This is a genomic window from Spirillospora sp. CA-294931 (genome assembly GCF_050946795.1).
Lineage (GTDB): Bacteria > Actinomycetota > Actinomycetes > Streptosporangiales > Streptosporangiaceae > Spirillospora.
The window spans coordinates 1,981,489-2,001,278 of the sequence record NZ_CP192006.1; the positions used below are offsets into that span (position 1 = coordinate 1,981,489).

At 70.1% G+C, this 19,790-nt stretch carries 22 protein-coding genes; 15 read left to right on the forward strand and 7 right to left on the reverse strand.

What is annotated here, in order from left to right; genetic code table 11:
- Positions 1 to 4: 4 nt before the first annotated feature.
- From ACQPY4_RS09340 to ACQPY4_RS09370, 7 genes are all read left to right on the forward strand, one after another.
- Positions 5 to 802: a DUF1684 domain-containing protein gene (locus ACQPY4_RS09340; RefSeq protein ID WP_433334517.1), complete on the forward strand. Its 798-nt coding sequence runs from the start codon at positions 5 to 7 to the stop codon at positions 800 to 802.
- Positions 799 to 1,752 (forward strand): thioredoxin-disulfide reductase, encoded by a 954-nt coding sequence (gene trxB / locus ACQPY4_RS09345; protein ID WP_433338864.1) that lies wholly within the window; start codon positions 799 to 801, stop codon positions 1,750 to 1,752. The genes ACQPY4_RS09340 and trxB overlap by 4 nt, the downstream gene beginning before the upstream one ends.
- On the forward strand, positions 1,740 to 2,066 hold the full coding sequence (gene trxA / locus ACQPY4_RS09350) for a thioredoxin (protein ID WP_433334519.1): 327 nt from the start codon (positions 1,740 to 1,742) through the stop codon (positions 2,064 to 2,066). The genes trxB and trxA overlap by 13 nt, the downstream gene beginning before the upstream one ends.
- 13 nt (positions 2,067 to 2,079) lie before the next feature.
- Positions 2,080 to 2,985: a LysR substrate-binding domain-containing protein gene (locus ACQPY4_RS09355; protein WP_433334521.1), complete on the forward strand. Its 906-nt coding sequence runs from the start codon at positions 2,080 to 2,082 to the stop codon at positions 2,983 to 2,985.
- An 81-nt stretch (positions 2,986 to 3,066) separates the two neighbouring features.
- Positions 3,067 to 3,609: a cysteine dioxygenase gene (locus tag ACQPY4_RS09360; protein ID WP_433334523.1), complete on the forward strand. Its 543-nt coding sequence runs from the start codon at positions 3,067 to 3,069 to the stop codon at positions 3,607 to 3,609.
- Positions 3,606 to 4,616: a YeiH family protein gene (locus ACQPY4_RS09365; protein ID WP_433334525.1), complete on the forward strand. Its 1,011-nt coding sequence runs from the start codon at positions 3,606 to 3,608 to the stop codon at positions 4,614 to 4,616. Before ACQPY4_RS09360 ends, ACQPY4_RS09365 begins: the two co-directional genes overlap by 4 nt.
- A gap of 4 nt (positions 4,617 to 4,620) precedes the next feature.
- Positions 4,621 to 5,664 carry a hypothetical protein gene (locus ACQPY4_RS09370; RefSeq protein WP_433334527.1) on the forward strand — a complete coding sequence of 348 codons (1,044 nt, stop codon included), beginning with the start codon at positions 4,621 to 4,623 and terminating at the stop codon, positions 5,662 to 5,664.
- Here ACQPY4_RS09370 and ACQPY4_RS09375 read toward each other — a convergent pair.
- Entirely contained in the window at positions 5,661 to 6,080 is a 420-nt protein-coding gene (locus ACQPY4_RS09375; protein WP_433334529.1) for an ATP-binding protein, read from the reverse strand. The two genes, ACQPY4_RS09370 and ACQPY4_RS09375, sit on opposite strands and share 4 nt — an antisense overlap.
- A gap of 309 nt (positions 6,081 to 6,389) precedes the next feature.
- Between ACQPY4_RS09375 and ACQPY4_RS09380 the strand changes: the two genes are divergently transcribed.
- From ACQPY4_RS09380 to ACQPY4_RS09410, 7 genes are all read left to right on the forward strand, one after another.
- Positions 6,390 to 7,271: a helix-turn-helix domain-containing protein gene (locus ACQPY4_RS09380; protein WP_433334531.1), complete on the forward strand. Its 882-nt coding sequence runs from the start codon at positions 6,390 to 6,392 to the stop codon at positions 7,269 to 7,271.
- Positions 7,268 to 7,459, forward strand: coding sequence for a DUF397 domain-containing protein (locus tag ACQPY4_RS09385; protein WP_433334533.1), 192 nt, complete (start codon positions 7,268 to 7,270; stop codon positions 7,457 to 7,459). Before ACQPY4_RS09380 ends, ACQPY4_RS09385 begins: the two co-directional genes overlap by 4 nt.
- 17 nt (positions 7,460 to 7,476) lie before the next feature.
- Positions 7,477 to 7,671, forward strand: coding sequence for a DUF397 domain-containing protein (locus tag ACQPY4_RS09390; RefSeq protein ID WP_433334535.1), 195 nt, complete (start codon positions 7,477 to 7,479; stop codon positions 7,669 to 7,671).
- Positions 7,672 to 7,689: 18 nt separating this feature from the next.
- A complete protein-coding gene (locus tag ACQPY4_RS09395; RefSeq protein WP_433334537.1) occupies positions 7,690 to 7,872 on the forward strand; it encodes a DUF397 domain-containing protein in 183 nt (60 codons plus the stop codon).
- Positions 7,869 to 8,336 (forward strand): NUDIX domain-containing protein, encoded by a 468-nt coding sequence (locus ACQPY4_RS09400; RefSeq protein ID WP_433334539.1) that lies wholly within the window; start codon positions 7,869 to 7,871, stop codon positions 8,334 to 8,336. The genes ACQPY4_RS09395 and ACQPY4_RS09400 overlap by 4 nt, the downstream gene beginning before the upstream one ends.
- A 62-nt stretch (positions 8,337 to 8,398) precedes the next feature.
- The gene (locus ACQPY4_RS09405) at positions 8,399 to 10,249 is read left to right on the forward strand and encodes a hypothetical protein (protein WP_433334541.1); all 1,851 of its coding nucleotides are present in this window, start codon (positions 8,399 to 8,401) and stop codon (positions 10,247 to 10,249) included.
- A gap of 334 nt (positions 10,250 to 10,583) precedes the next feature.
- Positions 10,584 to 11,600 (forward strand): hypothetical protein, encoded by a 1,017-nt coding sequence (locus ACQPY4_RS09410; protein WP_433334543.1) that lies wholly within the window; start codon positions 10,584 to 10,586, stop codon positions 11,598 to 11,600.
- Positions 11,601 to 11,603: 3 nt separating this feature from the next.
- On the opposite strand, the gene ACQPY4_RS09415 is transcribed toward ACQPY4_RS09410, so the two are convergent.
- The 5 genes from ACQPY4_RS09415 to ACQPY4_RS09435 form a co-directional block, all read right to left on the reverse strand.
- Positions 11,604 to 12,317 carry a LiaF transmembrane domain-containing protein gene (locus ACQPY4_RS09415; protein ID WP_433334545.1) on the reverse strand — a complete coding sequence of 238 codons (714 nt, stop codon included), beginning with the start codon at positions 12,315 to 12,317 and terminating at the stop codon, positions 11,604 to 11,606.
- A gap of 87 nt (positions 12,318 to 12,404) precedes the next feature.
- Entirely contained in the window at positions 12,405 to 12,842 is a 438-nt protein-coding gene (locus tag ACQPY4_RS09420; RefSeq protein WP_433334547.1) for a hypothetical protein, read from the reverse strand.
- The gene (locus tag ACQPY4_RS09425; RefSeq protein WP_433334549.1) at positions 12,839 to 13,201 is read right to left on the reverse strand and encodes a hypothetical protein; all 363 of its coding nucleotides are present in this window, start codon (positions 13,199 to 13,201) and stop codon (positions 12,839 to 12,841) included. Before ACQPY4_RS09425 ends, ACQPY4_RS09420 begins: the two co-directional genes overlap by 4 nt.
- A 43-nt stretch (positions 13,202 to 13,244) precedes the next feature.
- Positions 13,245 to 15,047 (reverse strand): WD40 repeat domain-containing serine/threonine protein kinase, encoded by a 1,803-nt coding sequence (locus ACQPY4_RS09430; protein ID WP_433334551.1) that lies wholly within the window; start codon positions 15,045 to 15,047, stop codon positions 13,245 to 13,247.
- Positions 15,048 to 15,050: 3 nt separating this feature from the next.
- Positions 15,051 to 17,000, reverse strand: a complete 1,950-nt coding sequence (locus tag ACQPY4_RS09435) for a WD40 repeat domain-containing serine/threonine protein kinase (protein WP_433334553.1) — start codon at positions 16,998 to 17,000, stop codon at positions 15,051 to 15,053.
- Between the two features lie 134 nt (positions 17,001 to 17,134).
- Here ACQPY4_RS09435 and ACQPY4_RS09440 point away from each other — a divergent pair, with 134 nt between their 5' ends.
- Positions 17,135 to 18,856, forward strand: a complete 1,722-nt coding sequence (locus tag ACQPY4_RS09440; RefSeq protein ID WP_433334555.1) for a hypothetical protein — start codon at positions 17,135 to 17,137, stop codon at positions 18,854 to 18,856.
- Here the strand turns inward: ACQPY4_RS09440 and ACQPY4_RS09445 are convergent.
- Positions 18,853 to 19,740 carry a PaaX family transcriptional regulator C-terminal domain-containing protein gene (locus ACQPY4_RS09445; RefSeq protein ID WP_433334557.1) on the reverse strand — a complete coding sequence of 296 codons (888 nt, stop codon included), beginning with the start codon at positions 19,738 to 19,740 and terminating at the stop codon, positions 18,853 to 18,855. The two genes, ACQPY4_RS09440 and ACQPY4_RS09445, sit on opposite strands and share 4 nt — an antisense overlap.
- Positions 19,741 to 19,790 lie beyond the last annotated feature (50 nt).

The following is a 19,790-nucleotide window of genomic DNA, read 5'->3' on the forward strand; positions in this document are numbered from 1 at the left end:
CGTCGTGTCCTCACCAAGTGACGCCTGGCACGCGTGGCGAAGCGCTCGGCTCGAAGCGGTGACGTCCGTGCCCGGCAACCTCGCGCTGGTCTCCTACCAGCCCGTCGGGGCCGCCCCGGAGCCGATCGAGGGCGTCCCGGACGCGACCGTCCGCCGTGCCGAGGGCAAGGAGGGTGTGCTGGTCACGGCGCCGTCCGCGCTCGGGATGCGGGTCGACGGCGCCCCGATCGACGGGGAGACGTTCGTCCCCAGGCTCGGCGCCGACGGCACCCCCGTGGTCCGCTGCGGCCACCTCTCCTTCGACGTGTTCAGCCTGGACGGCACCGACCACGAGCTGCGCGTCTACGACGACCGGTCCGAGAACCTGCGGCTCTTCGCGGGCATCGACGCCTACGACCACGACCCGTCCCTGGCCGTCGAGGGCGTCTTCACCGCCTACGACGCCACCGACCAGGTCGCCTGGGACTTCACCCGCGCCCAGGACTCCGGCCACACCAAGAAGGTGCCGGGCACGATCACCCTCCACCTCGGCGGGGAGCCCCGCGAGCTGCTGGCCTTCCTCGACGGGAACGACCTGGTGCTCGTCTTCGCCGACGCCACCACCGGACGCGAGACCTACGCCCCCGGCCGCTTCCTGCGCATCCCGCGTCCCGAGGCCGACGGCGCCGTGACGGTCGACTTCAACCGCGCCTTCGTCCCCCCGTGTGGCTTCTCCGACTTCTACAGCTGCCCGATCCCGCCGCCGCAGAACCGGCTCCCCGTCCCCGTCCGGGCGGGGGAGAAGAGGGCCCTGTGGAAGTGAGGCACCGCCGCGTCATCGTCATCGGGTCAGGACCGTCCGGCTACACCGCCGCGGTCTACACCGCCCGCGCCGACCTGCGCCCGCTCGTCCTGGAGGGCGCGCAGTACGGCGGCGCGCTGATGACCACGACCGAGGTCGAGAACTACCCGGGCTTCCGCGCCGGCATCCAGGGGCCGGAGCTGATGGAGGAGCTGCGCGCCCAGGCCGCCCGGTTCGGCGCCGACCTGGTCGCGGACGACGCCGTCGAGGTCGACCTGGCCGGCGCCGTCAAGACGGTGTCCACCCACGACCGGAGCTGGACCGCCGACGCCGTCGTCCTGGCGATGGGCTCGCGGCACCGCAGGCTCGGCCTGCCCCGCGAGGACGAGCTGTCCGGCCGCGGCGTGTCCTGGTGCGCGACCTGCGACGGCTTCTTCTTCCGCGACAAGGACGTCGTCGTGGTCGGCGGCGGAGACAGCGCGCTGGAGGAGGCCACCTTCCTCACCCGGTTCGCCCGGACGGTGACCGTCGTCCACCGCCGCCGCGAGCTGCGCGCCAGCCGCATCATGGTGCGGCGCGCCGAGGCCGACCCCGGCATCCGCTGGATCTGGGACGCCGAGATCGCCGAACTGCGCGGCGAGGACCGCCTGACCGGCCTGGTGCTCCGCGACGTCCGCGACGGCACCCGCAGCGAGCTGCACGCCGACGGCCTGTTCGTCGCCATCGGGCACGACCCCCGGTCCGCGCTGGTCCGCGGCCAGGTGGTGCTGGACGAGGCGGGCTACATCAAGACGATCGGCAAGAGCACCCGCACCAACGTCCCCGGGGTCTTCGCGGCCGGGGACGTCGTCGACCACACCTACCGCCAGGCCGTCACGGCCGCCGGAACCGGCTGCCAGGCCGCCCTGGACGCCGAGCGCTACCTCACCGAATCGGCCGACCGAGAGGCGGAACCCTCGTGGGCACTCTGAGAACCCTGACCGACGGCTCCTTCGAGGAACTCGTCCTGCGCTCCGAGGGGACCGTCCTGGTCGACTTCTGGGCGGAATGGTGCGGCCCCTGCCGTCGGCTGCACCCGGTGCTGGAAGACCTCCAGCGGACCTACCGGGACCAAGTCTCGATCTTCACGTTGAACATCGACGAGAACCCCGAGACCGCCGCGGCCTGCGGCATCACCGGCCTGCCGACCATGAACCTCTACCGCGACGGCGCGCTGGTCAAGCAGCTGTCCGGCCCCCGGACCCGCGCGGCCCTCGACGCCGACCTGGCCGCCCTCGTCGGGTAGTTATGCTGCCAAAATGCTCGAATCCCGGCACATTCGGACGTTCCTGAAGGTCGTCCAGGCGGGGTCGTACTCCGCGGCCGCCCAGGAACTCGGCTACACCCAACCGGCCATCACCCAGCAGATGAAGGCGCTGGAACGGGCCGTGGGCATGCCGCTGTTCATCCGGGTCGGCCGCGGCCTGCGGCTGACCGAGGCCGGGACCGAGCTGGCCCGCCACGCCGAGTCCATCGTCGACGACCTCACCACCGCGCACCGGCGCCTGCGGGCCCTGGCCAAGCTGGAGGCCGGGACCGTCCGCCTCTGCTCGTTCCCCAGCGCCAGCGCCACCCTGGTGCCGACGATGGTCGCCCGCCTCCTGGCCGACCACCCCGGCGTCCGGGTCGAGCTGCACGAGGCCGAGCCCCCCGAATCGCTGCACCGCCTCGAACGCGGCGAGAGCGACATCGCCCTCACCTTCGACTACCGCGACCTGGAGACCGAGGTCTCGGCCGAGCTGGTGAAGATCCCGCTCCTGGACGACCTGCTCACCGTCGTGCTGCCCACCGGGCACCCGCTCTCGCGCCCCCACGTCGTCCGGCTGACCGACCTCACCGACGAGCGATGGATCGCGGGCTGCCCCCGCTGCCGCGCCAACCTCCTGCACATGTGCGCCGAGGAGGGCTTCGTCCCCGACATCGTGTTCACCACCGACGACAACCTCGCCGTCCAGGGCCTGGTCGCCGCCGGTGTCGGCGTGGCGATGATGCCGGAGCTCGTCCTGTCCGTCCTGCGCCACCCCAAGGTCACCGCGCGCATGGTGAGCTGCCGCCCGACCCGCCAAATCTCTGCTTATGTACTGAGCGACCACGAACGCGTCCCGGCCATTGGCCTGGCCATACGGGAGCTCAAGGCCGCCGCGACGGCCCGCGTCGGCTGCTGAGCGCCAACCCATAAGCCCCGCTTGGGGTCGGCCAAGAAATCGTCATTGGACGTTATGGAAGCCGGGCCGCAGGCTGCGGTCATGTCTGCTTCCACCGTCGCCATCGAGACCACCCCGATCATGGACACCGTCATCGACGCGGTGCGCGACGTCGTGCGGCGCGGCCTGCCGCCCGCCCCCACCGCCGAGCTGGCGGGCCAGGCGCTGCGCCCCGTCCTCACCGACCCGGGCCTGCTCACCGCCGCCCAGCGCGAGGGCGACCCCGACCGGTACCGCCAGCACATCCTGCACGCTGAGAGCGACGGGAGCTTCTCCGTCCTGGCACTGGTCTGGCTCCCGGGTCAGGGAACCCCCATCCACGACCACGTCTCCTGGTGCGTGACGGGCGTCCACCGGGGACAGGAGAGCGAACGCCGCTACGAACTGGTGTCCGACGGCCTCACGTCCCGCCTGGTGGCCCGCGAGGACGTCGTCAACGCCACGGGCGAGATCGCCTGGTTCGCCCCGCCCGGCGACATCCACAGCGTCCGCAACGCGGGCCCGGACAAGGCGATCTCGATCCACGTCTACGGCGCCGACATCGCCAAGCTGGGCACCAGCGTCCGCCGCCTCTACACCGCGTGAACACGGCCGTACGCGCCCCCGAGACCGCCTCCCCACCCGTCTGGCGTCGCCTGGCACCGGGATTGGTCCTGGCCGCCCTGGCGGTCGCGTTGGCGGAGGGAATCCACACCCTGGCGCCGATGATCCCGACCCTCACCGCCGCCGTCGTCCTGGGCGTCATCGCCGCCCACCTACCGGCCGTCCGCTCCCCGGCGACGCGTCCTGGCCTGAACGTCGCGGCCAAGCGCCTGATGCGGGTCGCGATCGTCCTGCTGGGCCTGCAACTGAGCCTCTCCGACGTGACGAGCCTGGGCTGGACGACCGTCGCCATCGTCCTGACCGTCGTCGCCGTCACCTTCGCGGGCACCCTATGGCTGGGAAAACGCATCGGCCTCCCCGGCGACCAGCCCCTCCTCGTCGCCACCGGCTACTCCATCTGCGGCGCCTCCGCCATCGGCGCCGTGAGCCAGGTAACGGGCAGCAAGGACAAGGACATCGCCGACTCCGTAGCGGTAGTGACCCTGTGCGGCACCCTGGCGATCGCCGTCCTGCCCCTCCTCCACCACCCCCTGGGCCTGACCGACGCGGACTTCGGCCGCTGGGCCGGCGCCAGCGTCCACGACGTGGGCCAGGTAGTGGCCGCCGCCCAAACAGCGGGCCCCGAAGCCCTCCAGCAAGCCGTCCTGGTCAAGCTCCTCCGAGTGGTACTCCTAGCCCCCCTGGTAGCCGGAGTGGCCCTGACAATCCGCCGGAAGGAAGAAGCCGCACACCCACCCCTCGTCCCCCTCTTCGTGGCCGGTTTCCTGGCGACGATCACCCTCCGAACCACGGGCCTGGTCCCGGACGAGATCCTCACCGCCGCCAAGACCACCCAGCACCTCCTTCTAGCCGCGGCCCTCTTCGCCCTGGGTGCGTCCGTCCACCTCCCGTCCCTCACCCGAACCGGCAGCCGCCTGGCCTTCCTAGGGCTGGCCTCCTGGATAGTGATCGCCGGACTGTCCTACATAGGCATAGCCCTGACAACCTGACGCCATGGACCTCCCCGCCGCCATCGCCAAAGCCCTCAACCAGGACGCCCCCTACGCGAACTACTCCAACCCCGGGGGCTCGTACCGCGAAATCCACGCGGGCGCTATCGAGACCGACCGAGTGGCCTGGATCGAGGAACTCTGCGGCGAACCGGAGCACCACGGCGCCGCGGCCTACTATCCGGTCGAACTGACGATCAACGTCGCCGGACGAGCCACACCCCACCTACGCCTGGAACTCCCGACCTACAACCCCTTCTTCGGCTGTCTCGTGAGGCACATTTGCTTCTACGGCGACATTTTGATCGTCGTGTACGAGGAAAAGCACGAGACCATTGCCGCCCGCGTCCAGATCCCCTCCGGCGCCCTGGAACTGACCGTCGTGGGGGACGACTGCCGGGTCGAGGACGACCTCCTCTGCCATTCCCACTACCGGGACGACCGTCTCAACATCCTGACCCTTCCGGACTTCATCCCGTGCGTCCCGGCGATCCCCGCCGAAGGACTCCGCCTCCCCACCGCAGAGCAACGCGGCCCGGTCACCGACCACCCAGCGGTCTGGGCAAGGCTGCGCGAACTCCTGGCCGCAAGAACGGGCATGGCCGAAGCGGACGCCGACATCCTCATAGGCACCGGCGCCGTTCCCTTCCTCCACACCCCTGTCACCATCTCGGACCGGTACGGGCACGGACCAGAACCGCACCCCTCGACCCCGTGGTGGTTCCCGGTCGCCTGGCACCGCTACTTGGACGAGTCGTCCTGGCCCGAATGGCTGGAGGCCCTCGCACCCTCAGCACGCACACCAGGTTGGGACCCAACCTGGACACGCAATGAGGGCGCGGCCCAGATGGCCCTCGCCCACATCGCGACCCACGCGGCCGCAATGGCCACGGCCTGCCGCCAAGGAACCTTCCCCGACGACGGCTGGCGAGCCTGGCGCGACTGGCGGCAAGGCTGGGGCCACCCGCTCCCTCTGGACGACTTCCCCGAAGGCTTCCGCCGGGCATGGGAGCAACTCCCGCCGTCGCACTACCCGAGTGGCGACTAGACCACGAACGAGGCCCGCACCGTCCGCCCCCGCACGTCCCCATGCCACGACCAGCGCGTGGCCAGTGCGGCCACGGTCAGCAGCCCCCGCCCTGACTCGGCCAGCTCGAAGAGGTCGTCCGGAACCCGAGGCACCCGCGCCCCACCCTCATCGGCCACGCTCACGGCGATCCCGTCCGCGTCCTGCCGGACCTCCACCGTGAAGCGTCCGCCCTCAAGGCCGGACCGCGTATGGCGCAGCGCGTTCACCACAAGCTCGTCCAGGACGAGCAGAACATCGTCGAGCACCGGGCAGGCCGCGAACAGAGTCGCGGCGAACACCCGAACGGCCCGCGCCTGATCGGCGGTACCGGGAAAGTCACGCCGCCAGTACATCTGAGGCTCAAGATCGGCGTATTCGGGGACGGCGAGCAGCATGACCACCTCGCGGTTTTCTGTCGAACGGTGCGAACGGTCTCCATCGTCACCATGAGTGCCACTCCAAGCACGCAGAAACGAACCCCGACATTGCCCGACGTCCAGTTGGCACGCGTCCCGAGGGAACGTTCAAGGCCAGCACGTTGCCCAAAGCCACACATCTAAAGATCGACATGCTACGTGAATCGCACCGAACTAACGTTGTCCCGCTATCGAACAGGCTGGATTGCCCGGAGTTTTGCCGTAGCCGCGTGGTAACACAGGGTGGACGATCTGCCGCCCCACCCACTCACCCCTCGGGAGGCCCCGGTGACCAGCCCGTTCATCCGACGCCGACGCCTGGCCGCCGAGTTGCGCGCCCTACGCGAGGAGCGCGACCTGACCGCCGAAAACCTCTCGGGCCTCCTGCATATCTCCCGAATGAAAATCTCCAAGCTGGAGAACGCCCACATCCGCCCCAACCTCGCCGAGATCATGAAGATCCTCGAAGTCCTCAACGTCACCGGCGACAAATGGCACGAGATCATCACCATCGCCCGCGATGCCGCCGAAAAAGGCTGGTGGGACGGTTACGGCGACGCCATGGGCTCCCGCCAGCGGCTATATGCCGACATCGAATCAGGCGCTACAACCGTCCGGGAGTACAACCAGTTCACCATCCCGGGCGTTCTTCAGACCCCCGAGTTCATCGAGTTCATTATCGAGATGGCCAAGGCGGAGGGGCCGATCGATTTTGTGGCCGAACGGTTGATAGAAGCCAGATTGCGCAGACAGGAGCATCTGCTGGGCCCTAAAGGCCCACGCTACGAAGTCATTCTCGACGAAGTCGTAATACGCCGCCCCACTGCACCGCCTCACATCATGCTCGGCCAGCTTCGTAGCCTCATTGAAGTAGCGGAGCGCCACCCCCGCATCACGCTGTACGTTCTTCCGCTTGCGGCAGACTTCACCGGCCGCCTGCTACCCAAGTCCGCGTTCTTTCTTTTTGACTTCCCAGACCCAGCCGACCCACCAATGACAGTAGTTGACACGGTGAGCACCGATATCGTGCACATCGAACCCGATGAGGTGATGAGGTATAACCAACGGTACGAGCATCTACGGCAGGTCGCCCTATCCGCCGCCGCCAGTCTCGGCCTGCTGACCGACACAGCCGATGACCTCCAGAACGGGATCGAATCCAAGCCATGAGCACGCAGTACTCCCCCTGGCGTAAGTCCCGCCGAAGCGAAGCCAACGGAGCGTGCGTCGAAGTCGGCCGCTCCACCCACGGCCTGATCGGCGTGCGTGACAGCAAGCAGGGTGACGCTAGCCCCGTCCTTGAGTTCGATCCGACCGAGTGGGCCGCGTTCCTCCGGAAGGTCCGTTCCGTCCCTTGACCGGAATGGAGTCGAGCGTGAGCACGCGATACCTCACCTGGCGCAAGTCCCGCCGCAGCGAAGCAGGCAGTGAGTGCGTCGAAGTCAGCCGCTCCCTCCACGGCTCGATCGGTGTGCGTGACAGTAAGCAGGGTGAGACCGGCCCGATCATCGAGTTGACCCAGGCCGGGTGGGTAGCGTTGATTCGTTCCGTCCGCTCAACCGCCCCCTGACCGGGATGGAGTTGAGGCATGAGCACGCAGTACGCCGCCTGGCGCAAGTCTCGCCGCAGTGAAGCCAACGGCAACTGCGTCGAAGTCGGCCGCTCCTCCCACGGCCTGATCGGCGTGCGTGACAGTAAGCAAGGCGACGCCAGCCCCATCATCGAGTTGACTCCGTCCGACTGGGCCGCGCTCATCCGGAAGGTTCGTTGACCACTAGGCCGGACGTCGACATCCAACGCCTCCTTGACGACGCTGACCGTGACGGCATCACCAAGCTTGTGGTTGGTGCCGTCGTTCATTCCGCGGGGCAGGCGCTCATCCTGCGTCGTTCGGCCGACGATGCGTTTCTTCCCGGCATCGAGGAGCTGCCCTCCGGCGGCGTTGAACCGGATGAGCACCTGCTCGCCGCCCTGGGACGCGAGCTCGCCGAAGAGATCGGATGGGCAGGGCCGCTTGCCCTCGAGCCCGGCTTTGTCGCGCACTTCGACTACGTGTCCGGATCCGGACGCAAGGCCCGGCAGTACACCTTCGGCCTTGCCCACAATGACCAGCCGATCGTCCTGAGCATCGAGCACACCGATTACCGGTGGCTCCATCCGGCGGACGTGGACGATTCCGATGTCACCGACGAGACCGCGCAGACAATCCGCGCCTGGGCCGCATCACGCCACTGACTGCTCTGGGGCACGTCCCTTGAGGTATACCCGACGGTGCGGGCCCTGCGGCGTCTTGAGGTGTGGCGATGCGACGGGTTGTTGTGTTCGGTGCTGTGCTGATCCTTGTCGCCGTCGGGATCGTGGTCGCTGTCTACGGGGCGGACGAGAAGACTCGGTTGCGGGTGAACGTTTCCGGGCTTCCAGCGGCGGTCAGGGCGAAGGTGACCGTGGCCGGCCCCGACCGGCGTTCGTACGACGTCACCGGGACGGACGAGCGGGACGTCGGTCCCGGCGTCTACACCGTGGCGATCGACGGGGTTCATTCGGGACGGGCCACTCACTACCCGGTGGAAGATCGTTATCAGGTCGCGGTCGTGGCCGGACGTACGACGGTGGCGTCGGCTGCCTATCGGGTCGAGATCCCCGACTCGACCAAGGTCATGCGTCCGGGCACGGACATCGTCCGGGTCGCGGGTGAGCGGGTTTATGTGCGGGCGGATTCCGTCCAAGCCGAGCGGCTGGCGCCCGGGCATCACCTGGTCGCGGGGGAGGGGCCCGGGGTTCCGCACATGCTGGTGCGGCGGGTGGAGTCTGTTGCTCGTGAGGGCGATCAGGTTGTGGTCGAGACGGCGCCCGCCCGGCTGGACGAGGCGCTTCCGGCGGGGCTGGTGCAGATCAAGAAGGCGCCCATCGGGGTCTTCCAGCCGGTCGCGCACAGCGGGAAACGCGATCCGCTCTTGGAGATGGACTTCTCGTTCAACGCCAGGAGCCGGGCGTGCGCCGAGGACGAGGAGTCGCATCCCTCGTCGATCTCCAGCAAGATCAGCTATCGGCTCGATGACGTCGATCTGAGCTTTGACGGCAGCGACATCGAGTGGGATGTCGTACCGCCGTGGAATGCCTGGGCCTCGGTCACGGCCGCGGCGACGCTCAGCATGGACCACAGCTTCACGACCGACATCGAGGCCGTCCTCAAGTGCGAGGTGGACGCCGATCGCGACATCAGGATGGGATGCGCGAGCCTGGTCGGGCATATCGCGCGGGTCGGGCCGATCACCTTCCGGTGCGACTTCAAGGTCGTCGGCAGCGCCTCGGTCGAGACGTCGGCCACCTGGCACACCGGACGGATCAAGGCGCGGACGGTCGCCGGCCTTGAGTTCGGCTATCACACCAAGAACGGCTTCCACGCCGATCCCACCCTGGAGGCCGACCTGATCGGCGCCAGACCCGAGGCGCCCGAGCACGAATCGTCCTTCGGCGCGAATGTGGGCCTTCACCTTGGTCTGAAGGGGGAGGACGCCGCCGGAATCGCCGAACTCTCGCTGGGCTTCCGGGTGACCGCCGGTCCCAAGGTGACCAGTACGCTCACCGATTTTCGCGGCGAACTGGAGATCAAGCCAAAGCTCGTCGCGGAGGCCAACCTGGGCAAGGGGCCGATCAAGGTCGGTGAAGAGTTCGAAGCTCGGCTTCCCGGCCACACCACGACGCTTTGGGAGATGAGCCGCCCTTCTGCCTTGCCGAGTCCCACTCCGACGACGTCCTCCCCGACTCCGACTCCCACGAGGTCGCCACCCACTCCTTCACCGGGACGAATCGACGCCTTCTTCGTCAGTGCCTGGGACACGGGCGGAGGCAACTGTTGCTACGCGAAGATCGACGCGGATGGGGCCGGCCTGTTCACCACCCGCTTTGGGGGCTCCGGTAGCGCGCACACCATGAACGTGAGCCTGCGGCCCCGCGCAGGAGAGCTGGTGGGGACGGTCACCCGATACAGGCGCGACTCGGAGGCCCCAAAGCTTGGCATTGCCGTGGGCTCTCCGGTCGTCGTCAAGCGGGACGGCAGATACACCGTGAAGGTCTACGCAAACGGCCGTGACTTCGGGTTCTTCTGCCGCATCGACACCGAACCCAAGACCCGATGCGCGGACTGAAGCCGCGATCATGGCCACTTGCGGCTGTCGTGGGACGGGGGTGCGGGGGCGATAATTCTGGTGTCTCCCCCTGGAGGCCGCCCTATGCGTGGCAGGAACGGACCGACGGTCGGGCGTCTTGTCGCGCTCGTGATCGGGATCGTGGCGCGTCCCGCGGACCATCGCGGATCGTACGGGAAACCGGCTCCCTCTTCCTACGTGTACATCTGCACGGTGGAGGGATGTACGGGACGGCAAAAGCGCGATAGGCCGGTGAAGAGACCCCGGTGCAAGAAGTGCGGCGGCAAGATGAAGCTTGAGGAGGACGACGCTTCGTGAGCCTGGAGCCTGGTTCGTGAGCGCCCTGACCGACATCGCCAAGTCAGGGTCCGAGGCGCTGGGCGGAGCGCGGTTCACCCTGGTGAACGTCCTGCCCGGCACGTTGCTCGTCGGGTTCGTGGTCGTCCTCTATCGGTCGCACGCGTTCGACACCGGTCGCAAGGTCAGCCTTCCGGACGTGCTCCCGGGCAAGGACGGCGCCGCCGCCGCGACCGTCGTCTTCGTATTCGGGATGTTCCTCGTCGGTGTCCTCCTGCGCCCGTTCCAGGTCGCACTGGTGCAGATGCTGGAGGGCTACGCCAACCCGCGGCCCTTGCACTATCTCTATGCGCTCGCGGTGGAACGGCATCGGCGGGTCAGACACACGGCCGTGCTCCAGCAGGATTATCTGGCCCCGGAGCAACGCGAGCCACCGCGCACACTGCGGGCCGCCGCCACCGATGCGCGGCGAGATCAACAGCGCCGCCGCCTGGAGGAGCGCGTCACACGGACCCTGGGCCGTTACCCTGACGCCGACGAGCTGCTGATGCCGACCCTTCTCGGCAACGTGCTCCGCCAGGGAGAAGAAGCGGCGGGCCGCCCCTACGGCCTGGAGGCCATGGCGGTCTTTCCGCGAATGTACCCGTCCGTCTCGGCCCTTCTGCGCGGCGACATGAGCCGACAGCTCGACCTGATCGCCACGACCGCCGCCCTGTGCGTCACCTTCGCGGCGGCCACGGCCGTCTCGCTACCACTGCTGTGGCGCCCCGACCTGTGGCGGCTCCTGCCGCTGGCCGTTCTGGCCCTCGCGCTGCTCAGCTACCGGGGAGCCGTCCAAGCCTCGGCCGACCACGCCGAACTCCTGGCCACCGCGTTCGACCTGCACCGCTTCGACCTGCACAAGGCACTTCACCTCGCCCTCCCCGAAACACCCCAAGCGGAACTCAAGCTGAACCGGCGCCTCACGCGCTTCCTCAAGAATCGCGGTTCGCTCCTCGACTCCTCATTGGGCCGCGAGTTCTTCGTCCACCCCGGAGACCCACCGGGAGGCTGATCGTCACCCCGTTCGCTCCAGGACGATCGTCCCGCCGACCCCGGAGACGTTCAGCACCACCCCGCCGCGCCCTCCGTGCCATACGGGGCCCTCATCGGAGTGCGTGTATGGCGGGTCCAGATCACCGTCCAGGCGGATTCCGCGAGCGGTCTCCAGCCTCCCGTGGACCACGACCCACTCGCGGGGGATGGCGAGCCTGACATGGCCGAACAGCAGGAACAGGTCGATGTCGACCTCCTTCTCCAGCGGCAGCCGGGCCCCGGTGAGATCGACGGCGACATCGCCGGCGAGCGCCCGGACGACCAGCTTGCGCGGTGCCCGGTCGAACAATGACTTACGGGGGACGAGCACCGTCGTGCAGCGCCATACCCCAGTGTCGATGTCAAAGTCACGCGACCGTCGGCTCATGGCCAGTGCGACTCCTCCCGCGACGAGCACCGCCGAGGCGAACGGCCGCGCCGCCTCCGAGGCGAACCAGTCACGGCTCACGACCAGCCAGGTCGCGCCGACGGCGATCAGCAGCGCCGGGCCCGCCATCGCCTGCCCGCGCGGCAGCAGTGTCCTCAGCAGGATTATCGCCCCCGCCCCGATCAGGAGATAGGGCATGGCGGACACGAGGGCCTCGCCGCCCCGTCGCAGCGCGTCCACGCCTCCGGCCGCCAGGGCGGCCCCCACCGCCACGGCCGCCAGGCCAAGCAGCACACGCGTTCGGGTCACCCACAGCTCCCGTCGGATCGGCCGACCCCGATCCTAGGAACACCGTCCAGACCTCCGCCCGGGATAACCGCGATGTGCGGAGCCGGTTCACCAGTCGGAGCAGAACCGGCAGCCGTAGTGGCCCTCGTAGACGTGGTGGGTCGGACAGAGGGCCACGTGTTCAGGCGCCGGGGCGTCGTCCCAGTTCCCCAGCCGCTCGTCCCGCTCCCCGGGAAGGGGATGGGCGAGTCCCTCAACCATGAACAGATAGGAGCGCAGGTAGGCCAGGGCGAAGGGCGGCTCGTAGTCGAGGCGTTCCCAGCCGTGCCGGGCCGCCGCTTTGTCGAGCGTCTTGAGCAGGAAGAGCTTCTGCGCGGGCCAGTCGGTCCAGGGCAGCTCGCTCAGGTCGAAGCCGGAGACTCCCCTGCCCAGGCGGTGGCCGTCCGCGAAATGCAGCACCAGGTTCTGCTGCCAAGGCGTCGCGGCGAGCGCGCAGCCCGCGAGCGTGATCACGTCGAAGAAGACGTCGGTGCCTCCGTTGCTCATGCGGAGGTTGCAGTGTGGCGCGGAGGACCCGTCCGCACTGAAGGTGTTGCCCACCGCCCAAAGGTAACGCGCCACGGCCCCGCGCTCCCAGAGCTGTCCAGACGGTGCGGGACGTCGCGGTGGTATCCGGCCTGCTCGGCGAGTTCAAGGAGCTTCGCGGTGTACACGGCGGCCACCGCGGCGGTCATGATGAGCGCCTTGCCGGTGAACTCGCCGGGGTCGACGACGGCGGCGCCGATCAGGACGACCCACAACAGCAGCATGAAGGCCCGCAGCACCTGTGCCGTGGAGCCGAGTGCCGGGCTGATGACGGCGTGGTCGCCGCGGATCTCGCCCAGGCCGGGTATCGCGGTGCGCATCCTTGCCTCCTCGACCCGAGTATGGCCGGGAGCCTGGCCGTGGTCAGGGGAAGGTCCAGTAGCGGGTGGCGCCGGAGCCGCTGGTGGTGGCGAAGCTCTGGCCATCGGGGGCGAAGGTGATGACCTGGTCGTCGTCGGCGTCGCCGGGGAGGGTGGCGAGGTTGCGTTTGGACGGGACGTGCCAGAGGCGGACGTTCTTCTCGTCGGCGCTGACCAGGATCTGGCCGTCCGGGCTGAAGGCCAGGGCCTGGACCTGGGCCTGGAGGTCCTTCAGGGTGGCGCGGTGGTCGCCGTCGGAGGCGTCGCGGAGCTCGATCTCCCAGTTGCGGCCGTTGGCGATCGCGATGGTCTCGCCGTCGGGGCTGAAGGCGAGGGCCCGGACCTCACCGGCGTCGGATGAGGCGTCGGTGTCCTTGCCGTTCGCGGCGTTCCAGAGGGTGACGCCGCCGCCGCTGCTGCGGGCTCCGGCGAGCCGTTCGCCGTCCGGGGTGAAGACCAGCGTTTTGGCGTAGCTGTCGAGCTTCATCGGGACGGTCTTGCCTGTCACGGTGTTCCAGATCTGGACGTGCACCGGGCCGGCGCCTCCCATGCTGATGGCGAGGCTCCTGCCGTCGGGGCTGAAGGCCAGGGCCTGGACGTCCGGTGCCTTGAGGGACTTGCGGACCTTGCCGGACGCCACGTCCCAGAGGTGGACGGAGCCGTCCTCGCCGTCGGTGGCGAGGGTTCTGCCGTCCGGGGTGAACGCCATCGGGCGCTGGTAGGTCTTGTCGTCCTTGATCTCGCGGGCCACGACCTGGGCGGTGGCCAGGTCCCAGCGCAGGATCGAGCTGAAGCCCGCTCCCCAGAGGGTTTTGCCGTCGGGGGAGAAGGCGAGGGCGAACAGGGCGACCTCGGTGCTCGGGAGGGTGATCGGGGTGGGTTTGGTGAGCGGGGTCCTGGGGGCGTTTTTCGCGGCGGGGGCGTCCTCGGGCCAGAGCAGGACGGTCGGGACGCTGACGGCCGCGATGGCCGCGCCGCCGAGGAGCACGGCACGCCGGGGGAGGCGGCGTGGGGAGGGCCCGGCCAGGACGTCCTGGACGCTGGGGCGCTGCGCGGGGTTCTTCTCCAGGCAGGCGGCGATCAGGGTGTGCAGCCCCGGGTCGGTGAGGCCCGTGAGGTCGGGTGGGCCGTCGACGATGCGGTGGACGATGGCCGGGATGGTCGGGGCGTCGAAGGGGCCGCGGCCCAGGGCGGCATAGGCCAGGACGCAGCCGAGGGAGAACACGTCGCTGGGCGGTCCGGTGACGTCGGCGCGCACCTGTTCGGGCGACATGAACGAGAACGTGCCGACGACCGCGCCGGTCGAGGTCAGCGCGGTCGCGTCGGTGGCGCGGGCGATGCCGAAGTCGATGATGCGGGGGCCGTCGGGGGACATGATGATGTTGCCGGGCTTGAGGTCGCGGTGCACCAGGCCGCAGGCGTGGATGGCGGCCAGGCCCTCGGCCAGGCCCGCGCCCAGTTCGCGGACGGCCTGGGGAGTGAGGGGGCCCTGGGTCAGCACGACCTTGCGTAGGGACGGGCCGGGGACGAACGCGGTCACCATCCAGGGCGAGGCGGCCTCGGGGTCGGCGTCCACGACCTGCGCGGTGTGGAATCCGCCGACCCTGCGGGCGGCCTCGATCTCGCGGGCGAACCTGCGGCGGAACTCGGGGTCGGCGGCGTACTCGGCGCGGACGACCTTCACCGCGACCTGGCGGCCGCCGGGTGAGGCGCCCAGGAACACCTCGCCCATGCCGCCCGCCCCCAGGCGTCCGGACAGCCGGTAGGGGCCGATCTGGCGGGGGTCGTCGTCGCGCAGCGGATCCACGGGTCAGACCTTCCAGAGCGTGACGGAGCCGTCGGACTTGCCGCCGCCCACGCCCGCGACGGTCCGGCCGTCCGGGGTGAGCGCGATCCGCTCGACGGCCTGGGCATGGCCGACCAGCGTGGCGGTGAGCGCGCCGGTCGCCGCGTTCCAGATCCGGACGGTCCGGTCGGCGCAGGCTCCGATCAGGGACGCGCCGTCCGGCGTGAACTTCAGGTCGCGCGCCGACGCCTGGCCGGTCTTCAGGACGCGGACGGGACGGCGGGCGGCGACGTCCCAGATCCGGACGGTCTCGTCCGCGCCGCAGCTGGCCAGCCGCCGGCCGTCCGGGCTGAACGCCACGCCGGTCACGCTCTCGGTGTGCCCGATGAGCTGGCCGACCCTGCGCAGGCTGCGGCCGTCCAGGAGCTGGACGGTCTTGCCCGGGGGTTTCTTGTGGAAGCTGTCCACGCCGACCGCGATGAGCCTGCCGTCGCGGCTGTAGGCGACGGCGTTGACGCCGCTGTGGCCGAGGTCGAAGGTGGCGCGGGCGCGGCCGGTGGCGGCGTCGAAGAGGCGGGCGCCGGGGTTGACGCCCGCGATGGTGCGTCCGTCGGGGCTGTAGGCGACCGCGTTCAGCCCGAACTGGCCGGTCCGCTGGTTGACCAGGATGCGGCCGGTGGCGGCGTCCCAGATGAGCAGGACGCCCTGGCTGCTGGCGGAGCTGGCCAGGAACCTGCCGTCCGGGCTGAACGCCAGTGCGCTCACCCAGCCCGTCCGGTCGATCGTGCGGACGACCTTCCCGGTGGCGAGGTTCCAGACGGTGATCGTGCCGTCCAGGCCGCCGGCGGCCAGGGTCAGACCGTCGCCGCTGAGGGCGACTTCGCCGAGGTTCTTGACGTCCTTGGCGGTGAGGGACCCGGTCGAGGGGATCAGGCCGTTCGGGCGGGGCGGGGGCGTGGGCTTCGCGGCGGCCTTCCCGTCCCCTCCGGTCAGGAAGATCGCGGCCGGGACGCCCACGGCGGCGGCCGTCACGGCGGCGCCCGCGCCGATCAGCAGGGCCCTGCGTCCGACCGGGGCCGCGGCGACGGCCGGGGCGTCCTGCCGCCGTGTCGCGATGAGCGTGGCGTTGGCCTGGGTGGCCTCGTCCGGCGGCAGGATGCGCGGCGCCGGGGCGACGACGCTCTCCGGCGCGGTGATCAGCGTGTCGACGGTGGGCCGCGCGCCGGGCTCCTTGGCCAGGCACGCCGCGATGAGGCCGCGCAGGTCGCCGGAGAGCCCGGACAGGTCGGGCTCCTCGTTCAGGACGCGGTGCACGATCGCCGGGATGGACGTGGCGTCGAAGGGCCCGTGCCCGGTGGCGGCGTAGGCGAGCACGCAGCCGAGCGAGAACACGTCGCCCGGCGTGCCGGACGCCTGGCCGAGCACCTGCTCGGGCGCCATGTAGGCGTAGGTGCCGACGACCACGTTGTGCGAGGTCATCACGGTCGCGTCGGTCGCCCGGGCGATGCCGAAGTCGATGATCCGGGGCCCGTCCGAGGCCATGATGACGTTGCCGGGCTTGAGGTCGCGGTGCACCAGGCCGCACGCGTGGATCGCGGCCAGGCCCTCGGCCAGCCCCGCCGCGAGCGCGCGGACCGCCTCGGGGTCGAGCGGCCCCTGGTCGGCGACCACCTGCTGGAGGGAGGGCCCGGGGATGAACGCGGTGACGAGCCACGGCGGCGTGGCGTCGGGGTCGGCGTCCACGACCTGCGCGGTGTGGAACCCGCCGACCCGGCGCGCGGCCTCGACCTCGCGGGCGAACCGCTGCCGGAACCGGTCGTCCTCGGCGTGCTCGGCACGGATGACCTTGACCGCGACGCGGCGGGCACCGGGCGAGACCCCGAGGAACACCTGGCCCATCCCGCCCGCGCCCAGGCGCGCTTCGAGCAGGTAGGGGCCGATCTGCCGGGGATCGCCGGGATTCAGAGGTTCCACCCGGGGAGTTCTAGCAGACGCCGATGTTTTTTCGAAACCGGCCGCGAAGTGCGTCGCCTGACCGGGAGGGCTCCCGGCGAAATCGTGAGAATGTCGGGAAAGCGCGTCGGACTCGGAACATGAGGAGCCCTGCGATGACCCAGACCAGAAACCGGATCGTCGCGACGCTCGCGTGGTGGGCCTGGATGCCCGTCGGCGCGTGGCTGGTCTGGGCGGTCCTGCACTTCGTGTTCGGCGGGACGGGGACGTGGGAGCAGTGGTGGCGGCTGACCGTCGTCCGCTCCTGGTGGCTTCCCGGCGGCGACCTCGGCCACCCGACGGCGTTGTTCTGGCTGTGGCTGGCGGTCGGGCTGGTCGGCACCGCGTTCATCCTGGGCGGGGTGCTGGACGACTCCTACGTCGACTCGCCGCCGGGCCAGGGCCCCGCCACGGTGATCGCGGTGATCGCGGGGCTCGCCGGAGTGATCGTGCTCGTCTACCCGCTGCCCGTCGCGCTGTGGGACAACGACAAGGACGCCGGGCGGTACTACAACTCCGGGACGGTCTTCCACGACACCAAGGGCGTCCCGCCGCCGTCGTCGCTGGGACATCTGCTGGACGGCGCCCGCCCCGGCGGCCCCGGCTGCGACGCCCGCGGCCGTCACGACGTCGCCTCCTGCGTCCGGCACGACCAGCTCGAGGGGATCCGCTCCTTCGAGGGGCGCACCTCCAGCTTCGCCTCGGCGATCGCGATGATGGAGCACGCCGCGTCCCCGGCGCCCCAGGTCGACGCGTGGGAGCCGTCCATCACCTACTTCTACGACTCGGTCCCCGGCAGGGCGGGCGTGTGGACCGCCGTCCTGGACGGCTCGAAGACCGCCACCCCCGCCTACGGCATCGCCACCTGGGACGGCCGGACCAACAGCGTGCGCGTCGGGTGCCGGTTCAACGTCGGCAAGGACAACCGGTTCGACCGCGCCTTCTCCGGCCAGACCGGCAACAGCCTGCGCAACCTGCTGGCCGAGAAGTACCCGGACCTCAGCTACGAGGACACCGACGTCTGGGGCTACTGCAAGGGCGAGCGTCCGGTCATCGTCGTGGCCGTCACCCGGCAGAAGGCCATCGGCAGCCGCACCGTCGACACCGCGGCGGGCGTCCTGATCCTGGAGGGCGGGGCGCGCGGCATCGCGCACCGGCACGTGCGCGACGTCAAGGCCGGAGAGCTGCCCGGCCCCGTCTACCCCGACAGCCTGGTCGAGAAGCAGGGACGGGCGACGTCGTGGGCGGCGGGCCGCGAGCGCAAGGACCGCGCGTCGTTCGGGTTCAAGGCCAGCACCGACGACGTCCAGGCCGGGAACACCTCCGAGTACCTGCTGCGCGGCCCGGACCGGCGCCTGTACTTCGTGACGCCGCTGTCCCCGAACGACTCCAAGTCGCAGGCGTTCATCGCCTACGCCGTCACGGCCGCCGACTCGGTCGCCTCGGGACGTCTGAACCGCATGGACGTCTACGTCCTGCCCGACGGCGACCGCCGCGTCGCCAACCTCAACACCCTGGTCTCCCAGGCCACCAACGCCGTCCGCTCCACCGACCCGACGTTCCTGAACACCAACGGCAAGCTGGAGGAGTTCACGCCCCTGGGCGGCGACATGTGGCGGGTCTTCGGCGTCCGCCGCGGCATCACCGAGTTCTACGTCGACCTCTCGGCCGTCGGCCGCACCGCCCCCAAAACGGTCTCGGTCTCCGGGACCCCACCGGCGGAGCGGCCCAAGACCACCGCGTGCGCCAAGACACCCCAGCAGATGAACCAGCAGGAGCTCGCCGACTGCATGGCCGCCCTCGCCACCGAAGTCCGCAACAGGAAACCCGGCACCTAACCCGGCAGGTGGGCCGTCACTTCCTCGATGACGGTGGAGTAGAGGCGGAACAGGCGTGGCGTGGGTTCGGGGGGCGGTGACTGGAACATCTCCCGCCAGCATTGGGCGACGAGCTCGCGGGCCTCGGCGCCGGGCCACGGTTGGGGGAGGAGCTCGGGCGGGAGCAGCGGGTCGGGGTCCATCGCGCGGGTGAACTCCCCGGCCAGCTCGATCGCGATGGTCAGGAACCGGGTCTGGTCGAGGGCGCCCGGGGCGCGCAGGCGTTCCAGGCGGTCGCGGGCGATGCGGCCGAGCCGACGGTGGGCCTGGGCGAGCTCGTCCAGGGGCCAGAGCCGGGCGGCCAGCGCCACGGGGTCGGTGACGCCCGCGACCCGCAGGTCGGTGCTGGTCAGGTAGGTGACGCAGTCGTCGGCGCCGAGCCGGGCGACCTCCGCCTCGACCAGGTCCTCCCAGGGGTTGGCCGCCACGTAGAGGCCGCCCTGGAGAGGGGCGCCGCCCAGGTGGACGATGTGCTCGCGGAGCGCGTCACGGGCGGCCCTGGCCGACTCGGGGACGGCGAAGGCCACCAGGTGCCAGACGCCGTCCCAGGGGACCTCGCCCCGGTCCTGGGCGTACATCAGCCGGACGAAGTCGACGTTGGGGTCGAGCGCGTGGCGGGCCCGGTCGGTGGCGCGCAGCACGGCCCGGCGCCCCCGGCCCTCCTGGACGAACTGCCCGTCGTCGGCCAGCCGCCGCACGCACAGCCTGACCTGCTGGTCGGTCATCCCGAGCGCCCCGGCGACCGCGTAGAGCTCGCCCGCGTCGATGGTGCCGTCCTCGCGGACCATGCTCTCGACCAGCGTCCGGGTGGAGAGCTCCACCTTCTCGTCCTCTGTGGACGGCATTGCCCTCACCTCCTGCGGTATGAGTATAGTACGTTCGAATTCAATACGAT